The organism is Pseudodesulfovibrio piezophilus C1TLV30, assembly GCF_000341895.1.
Taxonomy (GTDB): domain Bacteria; phylum Desulfobacterota; class Desulfovibrionia; order Desulfovibrionales; family Desulfovibrionaceae; genus Pseudodesulfovibrio; species Pseudodesulfovibrio piezophilus.
The window spans coordinates 2,913,172-2,933,837 of the sequence record NC_020409.1 but is presented as its reverse complement, the minus strand read 5'-3'; the positions used below and the strand labels follow the sequence as shown (position 1 = coordinate 2,933,837).

Genomic DNA, 20,666 nt, shown 5'->3' with positions numbered 1-20,666 from the left:
TACAAGCGGAACGAAAAACGCAGATCCGTGATCGTTTCGAAAAACAAGCAAAGCGCATTGCGCCCTTCTTCATTATGAAAAGCGCCGACTATACCATGAAATCCCGCGCCCAGCGCAGCAGATTGATTGCCACAAGCAAAGCGCCTTCCAAGCGGGTGAGCCGCCAACCGGTCCGCAAAAGAAGCAGGACCAACCCCACCATCCCTACCAGCATGATCAACCCGGACGAAGCCTCTGCTGAAACCGGCAAGGGTTTAAGGAGGCATGTCAATCCGAGCACACCGGCAAAATTGAAAAAATCCGAACCGATAAGATTGCCGAGCAACATTTCATTCTTGCCTTTGACCGAGGCGGCAAGACAGGTCACCAATTCAGGAAGGCTCGTCCCGGCCGCAACAATGGTCACACCAATAACCCACGAGGAAACCCCGAATGTGGTCGCAATACTGGTCGCGGCAGAAACCATGAGATGCCCACCCGCTGCAATAGAGACGAAACCGGCGACAAGAATTCCGACATCTTTCCATGTGGCGGTCCTCCCTTCCAGTTCCTCCAATTCTTCTTCACCAGGGGATTCCCGCTTCATGCCAAGATAAACCAGATATATGACGAGCAAAGTTATCAGTGCGCCACCAAAAAAACGGCCAAGTTCCCCAGTCATGGAAACCAGCAGAATGCCTGCTGTCGTCATGAATAGAAGCAAACCATCACGATAAACAATTGTTTTATTTGAAATAAGTGGCTTTATCATAGCCATGAGGCCAAGAATAAACCCAAGATTGAAGATATTGGAACCAACAACATTGGAAAGGGAAATGTCATTGTGCCCACGCAGGGCCGCATTGACCGTCACGAGAAATTCGGGAGCGGAAGTCCCCAGAGCCACGATGGTCAATCCGATAACCAGCTCGGAAACGTTGTATTTCCGGGCTATAAGCGCCGCCGATGTCACGATCCAATTCGCACCGAACCACAAGAGAAGAGCCGAAGCACAAAAAGTAATGATGTCAAATGTCATTATCCCACTCTATTTGACGAGACTCAATGGAGCAAGGACTATCGGTCTGCTTCGAGAAGATCTTTCTTCCAGGCCTTGACTATCTCAGGCTTAGGTTCAGTCCAATCCAGAAGATTGTCCCGACTTGGCATCACATTGATATCATGCCATTCTTCACCACACTGCACCCTGACAGTGATGTGCTCGCCTGTCTTTTCGGCATGCTTGCGCGCTTTTGTCGAATAGGAAGCCACCAATGCAGCGGCATCTTCGATAGCCTTCGCATCCCATTCTTCGGCAACCGGACGACAAACAGCGAGAGGACCGGGAAACCCTTGCACCTTCAAGGTGGAATCCGAGGACTGGAGACACGCCTCGACCTGAGCATTGTCTGCAGCGGTCCGGCCAAAGGTCAACCAGTGCGAACCGGCCCAATACTGACGCCCGACCCGTGCCAGGGCAAAGTCATTGGGAGTCGGACGGGTTTTATGAATCAACAATTGAACGAACCGGGCCGCACCATTGGCTTCTGTCAGGCAACACCCACCAGCTGGTGTCGGAATCTCGGTAAAGCCATAATGAGCAGCAAGCTTATACTGCTCTTTGCGACCGCGACCATACCAGTCATGGAGCTTTTCACGATCGACAAGTCCAGACGCTTCCATGGGAGTCGATGGCAGTTTTTTGGCACAGAGGGGACGAAGCAGAACATCGCGAACAACTGCCCGTTTGGTGATCAGATTGAGTGCATCTTCACGCTGACTCATGGGACGCTGACCGACCACCTCGCCTGAAATAAGGAATTCAGCTTCGTATTCAGTCAAGAGCTCAACCGCATGAGAGAGCATGGTGATCTTGCAATCGATACAAGGATTCAACCATTTTCCGTACCCTTGCGAAGGCCCGTCCAACATCATGTCTACGTACTGCTGACAGATATCAACAGCAACGACCTCGATACCATAATGGTCTTTCCAAAACGGAATGAGATGTGCCTTGCCAAAGAAGGGAGTCACGTAATGAAGACCAAGGACGCTCAGTCCCTGATCCATGACAGTCCGCATGGCGAGTATGGAATCCAGGCCACCGGACAAAAGCGCGAGTGCATCGTATTTTTTGTTCACCGTGTTGTTCATGAGGCGTCCCTTATTTGAGAATCCGCATTAGGGCAACCCCTTGTAAACGGCTCTTCCCGCATGAAGACCATACTTCTGCATCATGCCGGCAATGACCTGAAAGAGAATATTCAGAGACAAAAAATAAAACAGGCAAAAGAACCTCTTCCGATTTTCAACGATATCAACAGGGAAGACCATTGCCCCGCTGCAAGAAACCGCATCCATATGACTATTGCTCGCTGAGCACGTATCTGGTATCCAAACATGTTGCTCAATTGTTGCGTCTGTAATTTTTCAAGGAGACACCCATGGCACGTAAAGTCGTCGACCCCGACGTCTTGCGCAAAGAAGCGCTCGGAACCGCCCTTACCTCTATCGAACGCAAGTTCGGCAAGGGGTCAATCATGCGGCTTGACGATGAGGCATCGCACTCCATTCCGTTCATTCCCACCGGTTCCATCGGCCTTGATATGGCCCTGGGAATTGGTGGCGTGCCGCGCGGACGCGTTATCGAAATCTTCGGCCCGGAATCATCCGGTAAGACAACACTGGCTCTGCACATTATTGCCGAAGCTCAGAAAGCTGGTGGCAATGCCGCCTTTATCGATGCCGAGCATGCTCTGGATCCCGGCTATGCAAAACGCCTGGGGGTCAAGACGGACGAACTGCTGATATCGCAACCAGACTATGGCGAACAAGCCCTGGAAATCGCAGACCTGCTTGTCCGCTCCGGGGCTGTCGATGTCGTGGTCATCGACTCGGTTGCCGCGCTCATCCCGCAAGCGGAACTGGAAGGCCAGATGGGTGAGACCCAGGTGGGTGGTCAGGCTCGATTGATGTCACACGCACTCAGAAAACTCACAGGCACCATTCACAAGTCCAATTGTGTCGTCATCTTCATCAACCAGATCCGTATGAAGATCGGCATGACCGGCTATGGCAACCCGGAAACGACATCCGGTGGAAACGCGCTGAAATTCTACGCTTCATGCCGACTGGATATCCGCCGCATCCAGACACTGAAGGACAAGGAAGAATCATACGGAATTCGTGCGCGCATCAAGATTGTCAAGAACAAGATCGCCCCGCCCTTCCGTCAAGCCCTTGTCGATGTCCTATACGGCCAGGGAATCAGTCGCATGGGCGAACTCATAGACATGGGCGTCGAACATGGGATTATAGAAAAATCAGGCTCATGGTTTGCCTATGGTTCGGAAAAGCTCGGACAGGGCAAGGAAAATGTCAGACAGTTGCTTCAAGAAAATCCTGATATAGCAGGTTCCATTGAAGAAAAACTGATGACACATCTCGGATACCGAGATGCCCCTGAAGAAGTTGAAGCCGGAGACGCTGGCGAATAGATTTGTTTTTCCCGAATGAAACGCCTCGGGACATGTCTCCGAGGCGCTTTCATTTGGAGATTTTTTCTGGAGAGAAGTACCCAATGAAAGCTGCTGAAATTCGTCAAAGATATCTGGAATATTTTCAGAGGAACGGCCACACCATCGTCGATTCCGCCCCACTGACACCCAAGGATGATCCAACCTTGATGTTCACCAATGCGGGTATGGTTCAGTTCAAGAAACTTTTTCTGGGCCAGGAGAAACGGGATTATATCCGGGCCACCACGTCACAGAAATGCCTCCGCGTCGGCGGCAAGCACAATGACCTGGAAAATGTCGGGCGCACAGCTCGGCACCACACGTTCTTTGAAATGCTGGGCAACTTTTCCTTCGGAGATTATTTCAAGGAAGATGCCATCAGGTTCTGCTGGGGATTTCTTACCGAGGAACTGAAGCTCGATAAGGAGCGTCTCTATATTACTATATATAAGGACGACGACGAAGCCGGAAAGCTCTGGCAGAAAGTTGCTGGAATTCCTACCGAGCGTATTTTCCGCCTTGGAGAAAAAGACAATTTTTGGTCCATGGGAGACACCGGTCCCTGCGGCCCTTGCTCCGAAGTCCACTTTGATCAAGGTGAACATGTGGGCTGCGGCCCGGATTGTGGCATCGGCAAATGCGACTGTGACCGTTATCTGGAAATCTGGAACCTCGTTTTCATGCAGTATGAGCAGGCAGAAGACGGCACTCGCTCTGACCTGCCCCGTCCGTCCATTGACACTGGCATGGGACTTGAGCGCATAGCAGCCGTCTGCCAGGGAGTCGCGTCCAACTACGAGACTGATCTTTTTCAGTCCATCATCCAATTTACTGCCGACCTGGCCGGAGTGAAATATCACCAACCCGGTGCGGAAGGCGAAGAAATCGACACCGCATTGCAGGTCATCGCCGACCACAGCCGAGCCATTGCGTTCCTGATTCCGGACCAGGTACTGCCATCCAATGAAGGGCGCGGATATATCCTTCGCCGACTCATTCGCCGAGCATATCGATTTGGCAAACTCATGGGGCTGGAAGGTTCTTTCCTCTGGAAGACAGCGTCCAAGGTTGTCGAAGATATGGGGAACCACTACACCGAATTGGCCGAAGTCAAAGATTTCATGATTGAAGTCGTCAAGGGCGAGGAAGAGGGGTTTGCCAAAACACTCGACAAAGGCCTTGAAATGCTTGAAGAAGAGCTTGCAAATCTCAAAGAGAAAAAAATCAATCTGGTCCCTGGTGAAACGACTTTCAAACTCTACGACACCTATGGATTTCCTATCGATATCGTCCGTGATATTGCCGAAAGATACGATATGGATGTGGATGAGCCATCCTTTGATGCACTGATGCAGGAGCAGAAGACTCGCTCCAAGGCAGCGTGGAAAGGCTCCGGTGAAAAAGACGTGGCTTCTGTTTTCCAGACCCTGCTTGAACAGGATGTGACCAGTGAGTTTACAGGCTATGAAACCATGGCCGACCAATCACACATCCAGTTTCTGACGAATGAAAGCGGGACCGTTGTTCAGACACTTCCTCAAGGTTCCAAAGGATGGCTTTTCGCAGCCAGCACTCCTTTCTACGGCGAATCCGGGGGACAAACGGGTGATACAGGCGAGATCGCATCCTCTGCGGGACGAGCCACAGTCGAAGATTCTGTCAAACCATCGCAAAAACTCACGGCACATAAAATCACCGTGATTGATGGAGAAATGAAAACCGACGATTCCGTTTTACTGACCGTTGACCGGGGCCAACGCCTGGCAACCATGCGCAACCATACCGTGACCCATCTCCTGCACTCCGCTTTGCAAAAAGTTTTGGGCGAGCATGCCAAACAAGCGGGGTCATTGGTCGGACCGGATCGTTTGCGTTTTGATTTCACGCATATAAAAGGCCTTTCTGATGCGGAAATTTCCGAGGTCGAAACGCTTGTGAATCAAAATATTCTGGACGCCATCCCCGTTGACCGCCAAGTCATGTCCATAGAGGATGCCCAGTCAAAAGGTGCAACAGCCCTCTTTGGCGAAAAGTACGGTGAGACTGTGTCCGTGATCGAAGTCCCCGGTGTATCCATGGAATTTTGCGGCGGAACACATCTGGAGAACACCGGCATAGCAGGGGCGTTCGTCATCACGAGCGAAGCTGGTGTCGCCGCAGGCATCCGCAGGATTGAAGCGGCAACGGGCGGTAATGCCACAGCATATTTGAACGAACGCAGAAAAGCTATAAGCCAGGCCGGAGCCATGCTTAAGGCACAACCTGCCGATATTCCAACAAAAGTCAAAGCCCTGCAACAGCAAGTCAAAGATATGGCCAAGGAAATGAAATCCCTCCAAGCCAAACTTGCATCCGGGGCGGGCCGAGATATGTTGAGCGAACTCGAAGAAATCAACGGGATAAAGGTACTCGCTGTTGCCTTGGAAGCTCCGAACATGGGCGTGATGCTCGAACAAATGGATGCTCTTCGCTCAAAATTGCCTTCCGGCATCATTTGCCTGTTGGCAGGTCATGACGATGGCAAGGTTTCTGTGGCCCTCTCCGTGACCAAGGATCTGCATGACCGCTTCAAGGCCGGAGACCTGATTAAATCTGTCGCCGCTGAAGTTGGTGGTGGCGGTGGCGGACGCCCCGACCTTGCTCGCGCAGGTGGCACCAATGTTGCCGGTATCCCTGATGCAATTGCCAAAATCAAGAAACTGATCGCCGGCTAGAAAGAAACAACGAAAGATATGAAGGGACGTCTCTCTGCCTCCCTCCGGTCAGTACGAAGTTCCAGAGAGTGACAGTGAACATGAATCTCTCCCCTGGAAACACCTGTTTTCAGGGGATTTTCCTTTCAGAAGAAATCAGACGTCGCTCTGAGATTCATATACAAGGCAAAATAACGTGCTTGAGCACGCTTCATACACTGCTTAAAACGACTCACGAAATTGTCACGACAGAATGGTTCTCCGCCAAAAATAACGCTTGTCTGCCGCATCTATTTCAGGTAAGTGATTCATCCCGGTCAGAGCTACCGGTTGCAGAAGCGCCACCCGTTACACCCAGTTTCTGTTTCCAGCTTACCTGATCGCGCGACCGTAAATTATACGATGCATACAGGTTGACATGCGCATTTTATATGCGTAGAAGTCCTCCTCTTAGTTTGCGCAAGGAGCATTTATTATGAAGACATATAGCCCGACACCGGAAGACGTGAACCGTGAATGGTTCATAGTCGACGCTACGGATAAAATTCTGGGCCGTCTCGCCACCGAGATTACCAATCGGTTGCGTGGCAAGCACAAGCCTGAGTTCGCCCCCCATATGGATATGGGCGACTTCATTGTCGTTATCAACGCCGACAAGATTAAAGTCACCGGCCAGAAACTCGACAAGAAAATGTACTATAAACACTCCAACCATCCCGGCGGTCTGAAAGAAAAGACTCTGCGCGAGATGTTGGAAAAGAAGCCTGAAAACGTCATCACCGCCGCAGTCAAGGGTATGTTGCCCAAGAACAGGCTGGCAGCCCAGCAGTTGAAAAAGCTGAAGGTCTACGCCGGTTCCGAGCATCCGCACGCTGCCCAGGCTCCTACAACTCTGGATTTTTAATCGGGGATTATCATGAGCGATTTCACTTACAGCACTGGTAAAAGAAAAAACGCCATCTCCCGTACCCGCCTTTATGCCGGTACCGGGCAGATCACCGTTAATGGTCGTCCTTTCGAGGACTACTTCCCCCGTAAAACCTTGCAGATGGTTGTGCAGCAACCCCTGAAGCTGGTCAAGATGCTCGACAAGTACGACATCAAGGCCAACTGCTCCGGCGGCGGCGTCTCCGGTCAGGCCGAAGCCCTGCGCCACGGCATTGCCCGCGCCCTCTGTGAGATCGACCCGGAACTTCGCGCAGTCTTGAAGCCCGCAGGCCTCCTGACTCGTGACGCTCGTAAGAAAGAGCGTAAGAAGTACGGTCTTCGCGGCGCACGCGCCAGCTTCCAGTACTCCAAGCGCTAAGCCGAGTCCAGGATCAGCAGACAAGTCAAGACCGACGCCCCATGGGGTGTCGGTCTTTCTGCGTTGTCATCTCTTCCAATGCAACACACCCTCTGCCTCTCTTTCTGCGCTTCACGTAGAGAAAACTTGCCCCTCAGTTCACCTCTCCCACATGGAGATATCACTCATCTGCCCCTTTTTAAGTTATAAAATGGAATCATTTCTTGCCCAAGCGAGCATCTGTCCCGTATATCACGGCCATGCCATCCAAGAAGAAGCCTCAGCCACGAATGCTTTTCGCCAGTCCTGACGGCGAAATATACGATCACCCGGACCTCCTCCTCATGTGTCGTCGAGGAGAAGAATTCGGCCTCCCCAGGCCTGATGAAATCACTCCGCTCCCGCCGGAATCAGAATTTTTCATGCTCCCCGGCCGACATGCCATGGGCTATAATCAGGAAACAGGACAAGCAGAGGTCATGGAAGAACTCGCCGTGGCTGCCTTTGCCAGCCCAGGCCATACTCTGACAGGGATTTCCGCGTACGAAGCCGATGACGACGCACCTGTTCTGCCACTCCTCTCCTATGGAGCCATCGGGTATGCCAATGGCAAATTCTGGGTCTGTGCCAAGAAAGTTGATGAGGACAAACGACAAGTCTTCACCCATATACCGCCCGACCGAATCGAGGCCGGCGCGCACCAACTGATTAGAGAACTATCGGACAACCGGCTGGTAAAACACCTGGCGGGTTGTGCTCTGACCAGTGGATGCCCTGCTGCCCGTAATCTTGCTTTAGGGCGATTCGAATGTCCTCTGCCCACTTCCAAGACCTGCAATGCGGAGTGTGTCGGATGCATATCCCTTCAACCAGAGGACTCGGGATTTCCGTCACCGCAGTGCCGGATCAGTTTTACTCCCACAGTGGATGAGATTGTTCAGATCATGCGCCGCCACGAATCCCGTGAACGCCGGCCGATTTTCTCTTTTGGCCAAGGATGCGAAGGAGAGCCTCTTCTGGAAGCAGAGTTGATCTGCGATGCCGTAAAAACGTACCGTGCAGATGGTGGAACAGGGACGGTCAACGTCAATACCAACGGTTCGAGGACACAAGTGATGCCAGCACTCAAAATAGCTGGTGTCAATTCCATCCGTGTCAGCCTGAACTCTGCACGGAAAGGCCCCTATGAAGCATACTATCGACCCAAGGGATATTCCTTTGACGATGTGTATGAATCAATAGCTAAAGCTCATGACGTTGGCCTCTTCATCTCATTAAACCTGCTTTACTTTCCCGGCGTCACAGACACGGAAGAAGAGTTCGATGCTCTGGTCGACCTAGGGGAGAGATGCACATTCGATTTCGTCCAGTTGCGTAACCTCAATCTCGATCCCGAATTATACTTGAATCTGATGAAACCTTTTGGTCATTCTCCATGCATGGGATTCATGAACTTCAAAAAGCGACTGAAAAAAGCATTACCTTGGATTGAATACGGATACTTCAATCCTTTCATCGGCTGAACACACGATATGACACACCGAAAAGGAACTCTTTTTCACTTCCGGGCAGAAAAACGCCCCCGGTTGTTGACACACGTCGTTTCATAATCCAAGAATAGCTTTTTTCACGGGATCGGCATCCGGCTGCTCCCTGCATTTGTGTGGCCTGCACACCAGGCCTGACAATGAACTGCTGGTAGCCATCCATCCCTAAAAAAGGAGGATGCCAGCTCACACTGGAGGAGAGGATGTTAAAATTTCGCTTGCTGATCGCTTCGGCGCTCATGGCCTTGCTGCTCGTGCCCGGACTTGCCATGGCCAAGGACTTTACTCTTGGTCTGATCCTGGTCGGCCCCTACAATGACAAAGGCTACAGCCAGGCCCAATATGAGGGAGGCAAATACGTTGAAGCCCACATGCCCGGTGCCAAAATGATTTTCCTCGACAAAGTCAATCCGGCAGACCGTCCGGGCCTGACTATCCCCCAGGTCGCTGACGACCTGATTGAAAAAGGAGCAGACCTGATCATCGCAGGCTCCGACGACATGAAAGACGGTATCCTCGAAGCCGCAGCCATGCATCCAGAAACAACTTTTGTGCATGCTTCCGGTGACTCAGTATGGTCCGGAAAGGCACCTGAAAATCTCGGAAATGTCTTCGGCCGCATGGAATATTCCAAGATGATGGCTGGCTTTACTGCCGCCATGACCACACAAACCGGCAAGATCGGTGTTGTTGGCCCCCTTATCAATGAAGAGACCCGCCGCCTTATCGCGTCAGCCTATCTCGGAGCAGTCCATGCATGGACCAAAGTCCGTGGCAAGGATATCAAAGACCTGACTTTCAACGTCAAATGGATCGGATTCTGGTTCAATATTCCCGGTGTTACCGCGGACCCGACCCAGGTAGCCGGTTCCCTTTTCGACTCCGGCTGTGATGTCCTTATCTCCGGTATCGATACCCCAGAGGCAGTGACAGTCGCCAAGCAACGCCGCGAGGCTGGCAAGCAGGTCTGGGCACTTCCATACGATTATGAAAAAGGATGTGAGGGCCAAGGCGATATTTGCCTCGGCGTTCCCTATTTCAATTGGGGACCGACCTTCCTGCGGTTGGTCACACAGGTTCAGGACGGGAATTACGAGCCATCCTTTGAATGGGATGCTCCGTACTGGGCAAATATCAATGACCATGACAAGTCGCCCGTTGGCTTCATGCCCGGTCCCGGCATGTCTTCCGAGACCAGAGCCAAGCTTGATGAATTCATCGCCCAGCTCGGGTCCGGCGACCTGGATCTTTTCACTGGTCCGCTCAACTATCAGGACGGCACTCCGTTCCTGAAAGCAGGTGAAACAGCCACGGACAAACAGATTTGGTACATGCCTCAGCTGCTTGAAGGTATGAAAGGACTCTCCAGCCCTCAATAAATGATAGTCCTCAAAGACATTCACAAACATTATGGCCGGGTTCGGGCCAATGACGGCATCAGCCTGACTCTCGAACCCGGCCGAATTTACGCTCTTGTCGGAGAAAACGGCGCGGGCAAGTCCACACTTATGCGCGTGTTGGCAGGTCATACTCGTCCAACGTCCGGAACCCTGACAATACGCAATGAAAAACGCTCGTTTCTGACTCCGGCGTTGGCTCGACAACACGGTGTTGGCATGCTTTACCAGGACCCTCTTGATTTTCCGGCCATGCCCGTTTGGGAAAATTTTCAGCTAGGTGCACCCAAAAGGACGAAAAAAGAAGTCGTTGATGTTATCGGGGAACTGTCTTTTCGTCTGGACGCCTGCTTTCTGCCGGATGAGCCGGTCTCCTCATTGACCGTGGGAGAAAGGCAATTGCTCGAACTCCTGCGCCTTCTCGACCTCGGAGCAACCACCCTCATTCTCGATGAGCCAACCACCGGGATCACACCGGAACAGAAACAGGATCTCTTCGATCTGCTCATGAAGTTGGCGCGTGAGGACAATCACACCATCATTCTGGTCACCCACAAGCTTTCTGAAGCATATGAAATGGCTGATTCCATTTTCATCATGCGGCAAGGCCAACTGGTCTCCACGCTAGAACCGCCATATGTGGAAAAGGAACTTGTCTCCCTCATGTTCGGCGACGCTGCCGAGGGAGAAGCTGATGCACTCCCGGAAATTGACAAGAACAAGAAGCTTCCCCGATTAACCTTGTCCAAGACTTCATTCGCCGGGCCAAAGTACTCCATGGGACCCATGGATTTCTCCATGCAGCCAGGAGAATGTATCGGTTTGGCGGGGTTGGACGGATCAGGCCAGGAACTCTTCCTGCGCGGACTCTGTGGGCTGGACAGGATGCCCTCTGGAGCAGTTTCCCTGGATGAGACAGATTATTCCAGTAATGATTTCGCGACACTTCGTAGAGCTGGAGTTCAATTTGTCCCGGCAGATAGATTAGAGATGGCTCTCTTTCCGGCCCTCAATCTCATGGAACATATCAAACTTGCTTTTCCTGAAAGAAAAGGTGATCTGACCGAATTCTACCAAACCCAATGCATGGACCGATTCAACCTGCGCGCCCACCCGGACACCAATGCCAGTGAGCTTTCAGGTGGAAATCAACAACGCTTGCTCCTCTCGCTGATCCCTGACGAAACCAAATTGCTGCTCATGGAACACCCCACGCGCGGCTTGGATGCCGGTTCCGCCAGACAGGTCTGGAATCATCTCAAAGGGCGGTGTGCTCACGGTGCATCCCTCATTTTCTTTTCACCAGATCTGGATGAAGTCCTGGAGCACAGCCACCGTATCATTGTCTTTTACGACCGAGCCATTGCGGGAATCGTGAACCGGGAAGACGCCTCAATAAAAGTTGTCGGAGCGCTCATGGCAGGCAAGCCCTTTAATGAAGTCATGGAGCAGGCAGGATGAATCGAGAATCTCTCCTGACACAAGTGGGATGGCTGCTGGCCGCTGTGGCCCTGGCTCTTTTTTTGACGATTCTGGTCATGATACCCTCCGGGGCTTCCCCATTCGAAACCATCTTTGTTCTTTTCAAGGGTGGCGTCGGATCCATGTCCAAAATAGGCCGGGTACTGGCAGGCTGGGTTCCCCTGACCCTGTGCTCTGTGGGGCTGCTCATTCCCTTTACAGCAAGGCTCTGGAATATCGGCGTTGAAGGACAGGTTATTATGGGAGCCATATTCGCTACTGCGGCGTTGCGACCATATGATGATGGCGGGGCATTCCAGATTGCCTTGGCCCTGCTCGCAGCCATGGCCGGAGGAGCTTTTTGGGCGCTTCTTGCCGGTCTCCTCAGGGTTTTCGGAAGAGTCCACGAAATATTTTCAGGGCTAGGGCTGAATTTCGTCGCGCTCGGGGTTACGCTCTGGCTTATTTTCGGTCCATGGAAACGGCCCGGCGTTGCTTCCATGTCCGGAACAGAACCGATTGATTTCTCCTTGTGGCTCCCTCGTCTGGGAAAACTTTCAGTCAGCGGAGTTGCGCTCGCCTTGGCGTGTGCCGCCATTCTCGCCATATATTTTCTTATGCACCGCACTGAGTGGGGACTAAAATTGCGTGCTGTCGGAGAGAATCCCAAGGCCGCGACCCTTTTCTCTCTCGGGCCGCGACGTCGTCTTCTCCAATCCTTCATGATATGCGGCGCCTTGGCCGGATTGGCAGGAGCCACCCAGGTTCTCGGCGTCTATCACAGACTTCTGCCAGCCATTTCATCCAACTATGGCTATACTGCCCTGCTGGTCGGCATGATGGCTTCCTTCCGATTATCGTTGGTGCCCTTCATCTGCCTTTTCTTTGCCATCCTCAATGTCGGCTCCATCCAACTTCCGTTGCAACTGGGACTGGATTCATCCTTGTCCGGTGTTATTCAGGGAATTATGGTCCTTTCGGTCTTTATTGTTCAGGGAATTCGCCTGTGGATACAACAACACCGGGAGGTTGATTAATGGAAACCTTCGGTCTGACTCTGGCGGCCATTTTACTGGCAGGCGCTCCCCTGGTATTGGCGACCCTGGGTGAAACACTCACGGAAAAAGCCGGTATCATCAACCTCTCACTGGACGGATCAATCCTGCTGGCTGCCATGACGGCCTTCGCTATCTCTTCGACCTTCGATAACCCATGGCTCGGTGTCCTTGGAGGGATGGCCGTAGGAGCGGCCATTGCCGGGATACTTGGGGTCATCGGCATCTATCTCGGCCAATCGCAACTGGCTGTTGGATTTATCCTGACTCTGCTCTCCCGAGATCTGGCCTACTTTCTGGGTCACTCTTTCTCCCGCCAGCCGGGCCCGGACCTCGGATTATGGATCATTCCGGGAATCGGTTCCATACCACTCATTGGCCCTGTCTTCGGTTCTCAATCTCCTGTGGTATACATGGGGCTTGCAGCTATTTTCGGCTGTTGGTGGTGGATGTATCGCACCGAGGGAGGCATGCGCCTCCGCGCCGTGGGAGAATCTCCACGAGCGGCTTTCGGGCGAGGGATTCGAGTCCGTCTGGTACGACTCTCTTACTGTCTCGCTGGTGGAGCCCTGGTCGGCATGGCTGGTGCAGCATATTCCCTGGCGGTAAAAACCGGATGGGGTCGACCGCAGGGATGTGAAGGAGCTGGGTGGATCGCCCTGGCCATTGTCATTTTCGGAGGCTGGCACCCCGTCCGGGCCGCACTCGGAGCATTCTTTTTTGCCGGGTTACAGGTTTCCGGTATCTACCTTCAAGAAATCTTCCCATCCATTCCGGCACCGGTCTTTCAAGTTGCCCCCTTCCCAATGATGATTCTGACCCTGCTGGCCGTGAACATGGGACGCATGGGGTGGATTCAGGATATTGTTCGCCGCCATCCTTTCCTCAAATCCTTTTCAAAAGGCTGGTCCATTGAAGCACCAGCCGCTCTGGGTCAGGACTTTGACCCCAAAAAGGGACTCTAGCCACGACTTGTACAGAAAATAAAAAGGCGTGACAGAAATATTCTGTCACGCCTTTTCTTTTTCCCATACCAAAAAAATCTAGCAATGGCGTATGGTGCAACAACGATTCCGGCCTTCTTTTTTAGCCTTGTAAAGCGCCTTGTCAGCTTGATCCAAAAGATTATGCGATGAACCGTCCGCTTTGGGCATCACGCTCCCCACACCGACGCTGATAGTAACATTGCCACATGTGTCTGAATCACAGTGCTCAATGCCCAGTTCCTCGACATTGGCACGCATTCTTTCCGCCACTTGCATGGCACCTTCTTCATCCGTGCTGGGTAGGACAATGGTAAATTCCTCCCCTCCATAGCGGGCGACTTTGTCAACATGACGCTGGAGTGAATTTGCCAACATGCCTGAGACTTTCTTGAGGCAATTGTCCCCCATGAGGTGCCCGTACGAATCATTGTACGCCTTGAAATGGTCAATATCCACCAAAAGCAGGGACAAGGGACAACCATCACGCAGGCACCGCTGCCATTCCTCCTGAAGGATTTCGTCGAAACGGCGGCGATTCAGCAATCCGGTCAGGCCATCCATGGCAGAAAGCAAACGAAGCTGCTCATTGGTCTCTTCCAAAATCTGCTGCAATTCTTCCAGCTCCACAACTTTTGCATCCAGTTCTCTGGTCTTCTGCTCCAGTTGTGCTTTCTGTCGAAAGAGGTCCAGAAAAATACCCACTTTGCTCTGAAAAACCTTGGCATCAAGGGGCTTGAAAAGATAATCCACTGCACCCGATTCATATCCTCGAAAGACCTGATTCATGTTATCGACCTTCGCAGTCACGAAAATGATCGGGATATTCCTCGTATTCTTATTGCCACGCATCAACTCGGCAACCTCATACCCATCCATATCCGGCATCTGGACATCCAACAAAACGAGCGCGAAGTCGTGGTCCAGAGTCTTGGCCAATGCTTCACCGCCCGAATTGGCACGGATAACATCCACATCAGGATTGTCGAGCAGACTTTCGAGTGTCAAAAGATTTTCCGGTCGATCATCAACGATCAATATTTTTGCCTTGGTCATAAAGTCTCACCCATCAACAATGAATTAATGAAGTATCCGATATCCCCCAGCGGGAGCACATGGTCAGGTCCGGCAGCGGCAATGGCAGCCAACGGCATGGCATCGGCCTCAGCCGTCTCCGGAGACTGGACAATAGCCAGGCCGCCGAGACGTTTGATCTTGGCCAACCCCTGAGCACCATCCGAATTGGCTCCGGTGAGGATCACGCCGATAAGCCGGGTTCGATACGCCTCTGCCGCCGTACCAAAAAGAACATCAATGGCCGGGCGGGAGTAATTGACCCGATCCTCGACGGAAAGAGCCATGGTTTTTTCAAGCTCAATGAGAAGATGATAATTCGGCGGCGCGAAATAGACTGTGCCCGGCTCCGGTGTTTCCTTGTCCTCGGCCTCTTTTACCGCAACCTTGCAGCGCCGATCAAAATGCAGGGACATATAGTTCTCAGAATCAGGCCGAAGATGCTGTACAACGAACACAGGCACGGGGAAAGCCGCATCAAGCCGAGGCAATACTTTTTCCAGAGCAGCCAGTCCCCCGGCTGAGACGCCGATCACCACGGCATCGTATGGTCTTTCTTCGATCACGGCACCACCCTATCGTTTTTTCCGATATATTTTCTCGCGTTCGGAAACCACCTCGAACTTATCCGCCACTCCAGAAAATTTGAGACTTTCCTTGGAACCAAGACAAAGGAATCCACCAGGACACAGGGAATCATAGAAAAGATTAAACACTCGATTCTGCAAATCCTTATCGAAATAAATGAGAACATTACGGCAGAAAATAATGTTCATCTCACCAAAGACACCATCAGTGACCAGATTATGCGAAGAAAAAAGCACTTTATCCTTAAGTGACTGTTTCATCAGTACATTATCGTAATCAGCGGTATAATAATCCGAAAAGGAGTGTCGTCCTCCCGCTTTCTGATAATTGGCTGTATATTCGCGGATGAGGTCCATGGGGTAAATCCCCATCTTAGCTTTACTCAGAACATATTCATTAAAATCAGTAGCATAAATCTGAGAACGGTCCTTGATTCCTTCCTCTTCGAGGAGAATTCCCATGGAATAGACCTCCTGCCCGGCAGAACATCCGGCATGCCAGACCTTGATAAATGGGTAGGTCTTCAAATGAGGAATAATCAGTTCCCGGATTTTCAGGTACACCCATGGATCACGGAACATCTCCGTGACATTGATGGACAGATCAAGCAACAATTTGTTGAAAAAGGATTCGTTATAAATGATCCGATGGATCATCGTGGCATAGTTCTCGATACCGTCCATCAACTTCCGATGTTCCAACCGCCGCTTGGTATGCGCAAAGGCATAGTTGCGAAAGTCATACCCGTATTTCAGGTAGATTGCTTCCAACAACAGCTTAACTTCGAGTCGTTCGTTTTCAATGAGTTCGGATTCGTGCATTTAGTAAAGCCACACCCTCAGCATGGAGAGCAGTTTGTCCGTGTTGACCGGCTTAGCCAGGTAATCATTGGCACCGGCTTCGATGCATTTGCTGCGATCACCCTTCATGGCTTTGGCTGTCAGCGCAATCATGGGCAACTTTGCATATTTATGTTCCTTGCGAATGGCCTGCATAGCTTCGTAGCCATCCATCAGAGGCATCATGATATCCATAAGCACAAGGTCAATTTCGTCATGCTCCTTGAGCTTGTCGATGGCTTCCAGCCCATTTCTGGCTATAACCACATCCATGGTTTTTTCCTCCAGCACACTTGAGAGGGCAAAGACATTACGCATATCATCATCGACCAACAAAATAGTCTTCCCGGAAAGGACTGCTTCCTTGTCATGGACCATCTTGAGCATCTTCTGCTTGTCTTCAGGCAGTTCGGATTCCACACGATGCAGAAACAGGGCTGACTCATCCAAGAGCCGTTCAGGCGATTTCGCCCCCTTGATGATGATAGACTCAGCGTATCGATTGAGCTTGTTTTCCTCAAGGCGGGTGAGGTCCCGGCCGGTATAGACAATAATCGGCACTCGGGAGGTCGTGTCACTCCGACGGATTTTTTCCAGCAGATCAAACCCGGACATATCCTCAAGACCGAGATCAAGGATCATGCAATCATACACTCCCTTGTTCAGCTCTTCATAGGCCTCATGCCCTGTTGCCACAGCAACGGTTTCCACATCGCCATTCCCTATAAGTTGCTGAATACTCTCACGTTGGATGGCGTCATCCTCAACGAGCAAAAGCTTGGACACGGGCTTGGATATAACATTTTCAATTCGCCCGAAAGCGTCAGCAACCTTATCCAATGAGACAGGCTTGGACAAAAAGCCCACCGCCCCCATACGCATGGCATCCAGCGAAGAGTCTGCTGCGGACATGAAATGAACAGGAATATGCCGCAATTCCGGATTGTCCTTGAGCCGCTCCATGACAGTCCAGCCGTCAATACCAGGCAGCCCTATATCAAGAATGATCGCACTCGGTTTATAGAAGTCAGCAAAATGCAATCCGGTTTCACCATCTTCGGCAACGATGCACTTGAATGAACGTTCCTGAGCAAAGTCACGCATGATCTTGGCGAAATTAACGTCATCCTCAATTATCAGAAGGCTTTTACTCTCAGGGACAACCTCGTTGCGGTCATCCTCGACAAATTCAGCGGAGGGAAGTCGTGATGCAACGTTCGTCCTTCTTGATTCGTCCCCCGAGGCTTCAAAATGAAGAACAGGCTCCTCATCCTCGAAATGGACAGCACTGGGCACCGCGTTCTCCGGCGAAAGGGCTTCGGCCTGGAAAGACTCTTCCCCGGTTTGCTCTTCCTCAATCCGTGACGATGGGAACTCGGCCTGCGCTCGTGTGGCGAGCGGAACGTATTTCTCGGGCAAAACGATCGTAAACGTGCTGCCCTTTTCCTCTTCACTCTCGAGATAAATGGCACCGCCCAACAGTTTGACCAACTCTTTGGAAATAGATAATCCAAGACCGGTTCCGCCATATTTCCGACTCGTTGAGCCGTCCGCCTGTTGAAATGCCTCAAAGATCGCGACTTGTTGTTCTTGAGGAATTCCGATGCCTTCATCTCGAACTGCAAAGGAAAAAGCAGATTCCTGGCTCAGCCAATCTGGCGTCCGCTCGGGTGAAGGGCGATCGATTGTCAGGGCAACAAGCCCCTGCCGAGTAAACTTAAAAGCATTGGTCAGCAAATTCCTGAGAACCTGATGGAGCCGTTGGGAATCAGTCTTGATCGTCTCGCTCAATCCGGGCGCCACGGAAACATCAAATGCCAGCCCCTTGTCTGCCGCAACATCTTTAAACATTCGTCTGATATCATTGACAATAGTTTTAACCGGAATATCCTCGATAACCAGCTCGACTTTCCCAGCCTCCACCTTGGAAAGATCAAGAATCTCGTTGATCAATGATAAAAGGTCTGATCCCGAAGAATGAATAGCCATGGCGGATTCAATCTGCTTGGGCGTTAAATTCCCATCCTTGTTGTTGCCGAAAAGTTGCGACAGAATAAGAATGGAATTGAGTGGCGTCCGTAATTCATGGGACATGTTTGCCAAAAACTCTGACTTGTATTTGCTGGCAATCTCAAGGTCGTGGGCTTTTTGCTTAACCACTTCCTGAGCCTTGATCAGTTCGGAATTCTTTTTGCGGATGGCATCCTTCTGCTCTTCCAGAGTCTGGGTGTGCTCTTCCAGTTCCTCATTGGTGACCCGCAGTTCCTCCTGCTGGGCCTGGAGAATTGATTCCGACTCCTTGAGCGCCTTGGCCTGCTCTTCCAATTCCTCATTGGTGACCCGCAGCTCTTCCTGCTGGGCCTGTAATTCGGCTTCGGATTCTTTGAGCGCCCGAGCCTGTTCCTCAAGCTCCTTATTTGCCAGATGCAGCTTTTTCTGCTGCTCCTGAGCATCGTCAAGCAATTTGCGAATCGTTTCTCTGGACTGGGCTGCGTTGAACAGAATCGCGGCATTTTCGGAATTCATTTCAACAAACCGTTTCTGCAAGTCCGTAAATGGTGACAAAGAACCGACCAGCAGGACTCCCAGAACCACACCCTCCGACGCTATGGGAGTAATCATAAAATTGGACGGCATGGTCTGTCCTGCACCATAATTGACTTCCGGCGCACCATGATCAACATCGGAGAAAAGAATGGTTTCGTTTTCCAATGCAGCCTGTCCGACCATGCCTTCACCCATATTGAAGGAATTGAAATTACCCCGCCGGTCCGTAAAAGCATAACTTGTCGCCAAATCGAGTTTCTCGCCATCACTCAGATATAACGCGCCGAGTTGAGCGTTCATGTGCGTCACGAAAAACTTGACGAATCGCTTGGCCAACAAGCCAAGGTCGTGCTCACCCCGCAGGTCGTCATCAAGGCCTTCCTTCCCGGATTTAAGCCAATGCTGGTCTGCAAGATTACGGGCCATGGAATTGAGCGCTTCAGCGAGCTGCCCCAATTCATCCCGTTGATCGAGATGCAGGACCGTGTCGTATGCTCCATTGGAAATATCCTTGGCGAACCGGACATCTTCCAGAATAGGCCGGGTAATTCGCCGGGAAATGAACCAGGCAACAAAAGCGATGATCAAAACGAGGCCCGCTGCCAGGACCAGGATCTTGAAAGTCAATTCCTGCGTCGGAGCCGTGACTTCGCTCTTGTTGATCTTTGAAATGAGATACCAGTTCAACCCCTGGATACTCAGCTTGTCGTAGGCGACCAGGACTTCGTTGCCTTCACTATCCTTGTAGGTATTATGCCCGCCAAGCTGCCCCGCTTCCACTGCGTCTTCCCAGTAGTCGAGATGACGATTGAGCGCATAACCGACGACATAATCTCCCTTGCCCATGGTCTCCATATTGCTACGCAGCTCGAAAAGGTCGGTCAGCGGGTCCCAGTTGAGCAGGTAGGACTCTCCGGTCTTTCCCAATCCCACACGGGAATCCATCAATGAAGTGATGAATTGACTCTGCACCTGCAAAGCGAAGACTCCGATGATGGCATGTGCATCGTTCCTGACAGGGATACCGATAAACGCCGAGGGGATACCTCCGCTCGGTTCATATTTCCCAAAATCAACCACGGTTTCCCGGCCAGTGGAAACAACCTTGCGCCACATCTCAGCCAACCGGGAATTTTTAAAGGGGCCAGTAACAAGATTGGTCCCAATATCTTCTTCCCGCAAAACGGAATACAACACATGCCCATCGTCTGCATCCATAAGATATAAATCGTAGTACCCGTATTCCTTGATAAACTTCCTGAAAACGGGTGACAATTGCTTATGAAGGGTATGATACTCCGCCGTGGTGACATCCAGATCCAACTCAGCCAGACCATTGACCGCTGTTTTATAGTCCAGCAGGGTCGCCAACGCCTTGTGCACCTGTGCACTTTCAGACAGAAGGCTCATATCGGTGACTCGTGCGTCAAAAGCCTTCTCGACCTGTTCCTTCCGAATCGCCTGGACTGATCCCAGCTCCTCAAAGGATTTTTTTATCAAGGTTTTCACGGTCAGCGTATTGGAAACAACCCCGACAATAAGCAATGGGATGATACCCGTAACAAGAAAAAGAAATATGAGTTTCTGACGAATGGGGATATCGGAAAAACGAAGCATGAAGACTCCAGATCAGATGACAAGAGGGTGTGACACGGAATCACGGCAGGGAGCACAGAGCCTCACGCCGAGGTCGAGGCGCC

At 51.5% G+C, this 20,666-nt stretch carries 15 protein-coding genes; 9 read left to right on the top strand and 6 right to left on the bottom strand.

Annotation, left to right across the window (positions count from 1 at the left end; translation table 11 throughout):
* Positions 1-88: 88 nt before the first annotated feature.
* Entirely contained in the window at positions 89-1,018 is a 930-nt protein-coding gene (locus tag BN4_RS13715; protein WP_015416005.1) for a calcium/sodium antiporter, read from the bottom strand.
* Between the two features lie 38 nt (positions 1,019-1,056).
* Positions 1,057-2,133 (bottom strand): thiamine biosynthesis protein, encoded by a 1,077-nt coding sequence (locus BN4_RS13710; RefSeq protein WP_015416004.1) that lies wholly within the window; start codon positions 2,131-2,133, stop codon positions 1,057-1,059.
* 290 nt (positions 2,134-2,423) lie between these two features.
* Between BN4_RS13710 and recA the strand changes: the two genes are divergently transcribed.
* The 9 genes from recA to BN4_RS13655 all read left to right on the top strand — a co-directional run bounded on the left by recA (position 2,424) and on the right by BN4_RS13655 (position 13,900).
* Entirely contained in the window at positions 2,424-3,476 is a 1,053-nt protein-coding gene (gene recA, locus BN4_RS13700; RefSeq protein WP_015416003.1) for a recombinase RecA, read from the top strand.
* An 83-nt stretch (positions 3,477-3,559) separates the two neighbouring features.
* Positions 3,560-6,211 (top strand): alanine--tRNA ligase, encoded by a 2,652-nt coding sequence (alaS, locus tag BN4_RS13695; protein WP_015416002.1) that lies wholly within the window; start codon positions 3,560-3,562, stop codon positions 6,209-6,211.
* Positions 6,212-6,665: 454 nt separating this feature from the next.
* A complete protein-coding gene (rplM, locus tag BN4_RS13690) occupies positions 6,666-7,094 on the top strand; it encodes a 50S ribosomal protein L13 (protein ID WP_015416001.1) in 429 nt (142 codons plus the stop codon).
* A 12-nt stretch (positions 7,095-7,106) separates the two neighbouring features.
* Positions 7,107-7,496, top strand: a complete 390-nt coding sequence (gene rpsI, locus BN4_RS13685; RefSeq protein WP_015416000.1) for a 30S ribosomal protein S9 — start codon at positions 7,107-7,109, stop codon at positions 7,494-7,496.
* A 239-nt stretch (positions 7,497-7,735) separates the two neighbouring features.
* Positions 7,736-8,998, top strand: a complete 1,263-nt coding sequence (locus BN4_RS13680; RefSeq protein WP_041721093.1) for a radical SAM protein — start codon at positions 7,736-7,738, stop codon at positions 8,996-8,998.
* Positions 8,999-9,225: 227 nt separating this feature from the next.
* A complete protein-coding gene (locus tag BN4_RS13670; protein ID WP_015415998.1) occupies positions 9,226-10,401 on the top strand; it encodes a BMP family lipoprotein in 1,176 nt (391 codons plus the stop codon).
* The gene (locus BN4_RS13665; RefSeq protein ID WP_015415997.1) at positions 10,402-11,880 is read left to right on the top strand and encodes an ATP-binding cassette domain-containing protein; all 1,479 of its coding nucleotides are present in this window, start codon (positions 10,402-10,404) and stop codon (positions 11,878-11,880) included. It abuts the gene before it with no gap.
* Positions 11,877-12,917 carry an ABC transporter permease gene (locus tag BN4_RS13660; RefSeq protein ID WP_015415996.1) on the top strand — a complete coding sequence of 347 codons (1,041 nt, stop codon included), beginning with the start codon at positions 11,877-11,879 and terminating at the stop codon, positions 12,915-12,917. The genes BN4_RS13665 and BN4_RS13660 overlap by 4 nt, the downstream gene beginning before the upstream one ends.
* On the top strand, positions 12,917-13,900 hold the full coding sequence (locus tag BN4_RS13655; RefSeq protein ID WP_015415995.1) for an ABC transporter permease: 984 nt from the start codon (positions 12,917-12,919) through the stop codon (positions 13,898-13,900). Before BN4_RS13660 ends, BN4_RS13655 begins: the two co-directional genes overlap by 1 nt.
* Positions 13,901-13,978: 78 nt before the next feature.
* Here the strand turns inward: BN4_RS13655 and BN4_RS13650 are convergent, their stop codons facing one another.
* Genes BN4_RS13650 through BN4_RS13635 form a run of 4 tightly spaced genes read right to left on the bottom strand, consistent with a single transcriptional unit; the run spans position 13,979 to position 20,583 of the window.
* On the bottom strand, positions 13,979-14,974 hold the full coding sequence (locus BN4_RS13650; protein ID WP_015415994.1) for a GGDEF domain-containing response regulator: 996 nt from the start codon (positions 14,972-14,974) through the stop codon (positions 13,979-13,981).
* Positions 14,971-15,558, bottom strand: coding sequence for a chemotaxis protein CheB (locus tag BN4_RS13645; protein WP_015415993.1), 588 nt, complete (start codon positions 15,556-15,558; stop codon positions 14,971-14,973). Before BN4_RS13645 ends, BN4_RS13650 begins: the two co-directional genes overlap by 4 nt.
* Before the next feature lie 9 nt (positions 15,559-15,567).
* Complete coding sequence (locus tag BN4_RS13640; RefSeq protein WP_015415992.1) at positions 15,568-16,401, bottom strand: CheR family methyltransferase; 834 nt, start codon at positions 16,399-16,401, stop codon at positions 15,568-15,570.
* Positions 16,402-20,583 carry a response regulator gene (locus BN4_RS13635; RefSeq protein WP_015415991.1) on the bottom strand — a complete coding sequence of 1,394 codons (4,182 nt, stop codon included), beginning with the start codon at positions 20,581-20,583 and terminating at the stop codon, positions 16,402-16,404. It lies immediately after the preceding gene.
* Between the last annotated feature and the right edge of the window lie 83 nt (positions 20,584-20,666).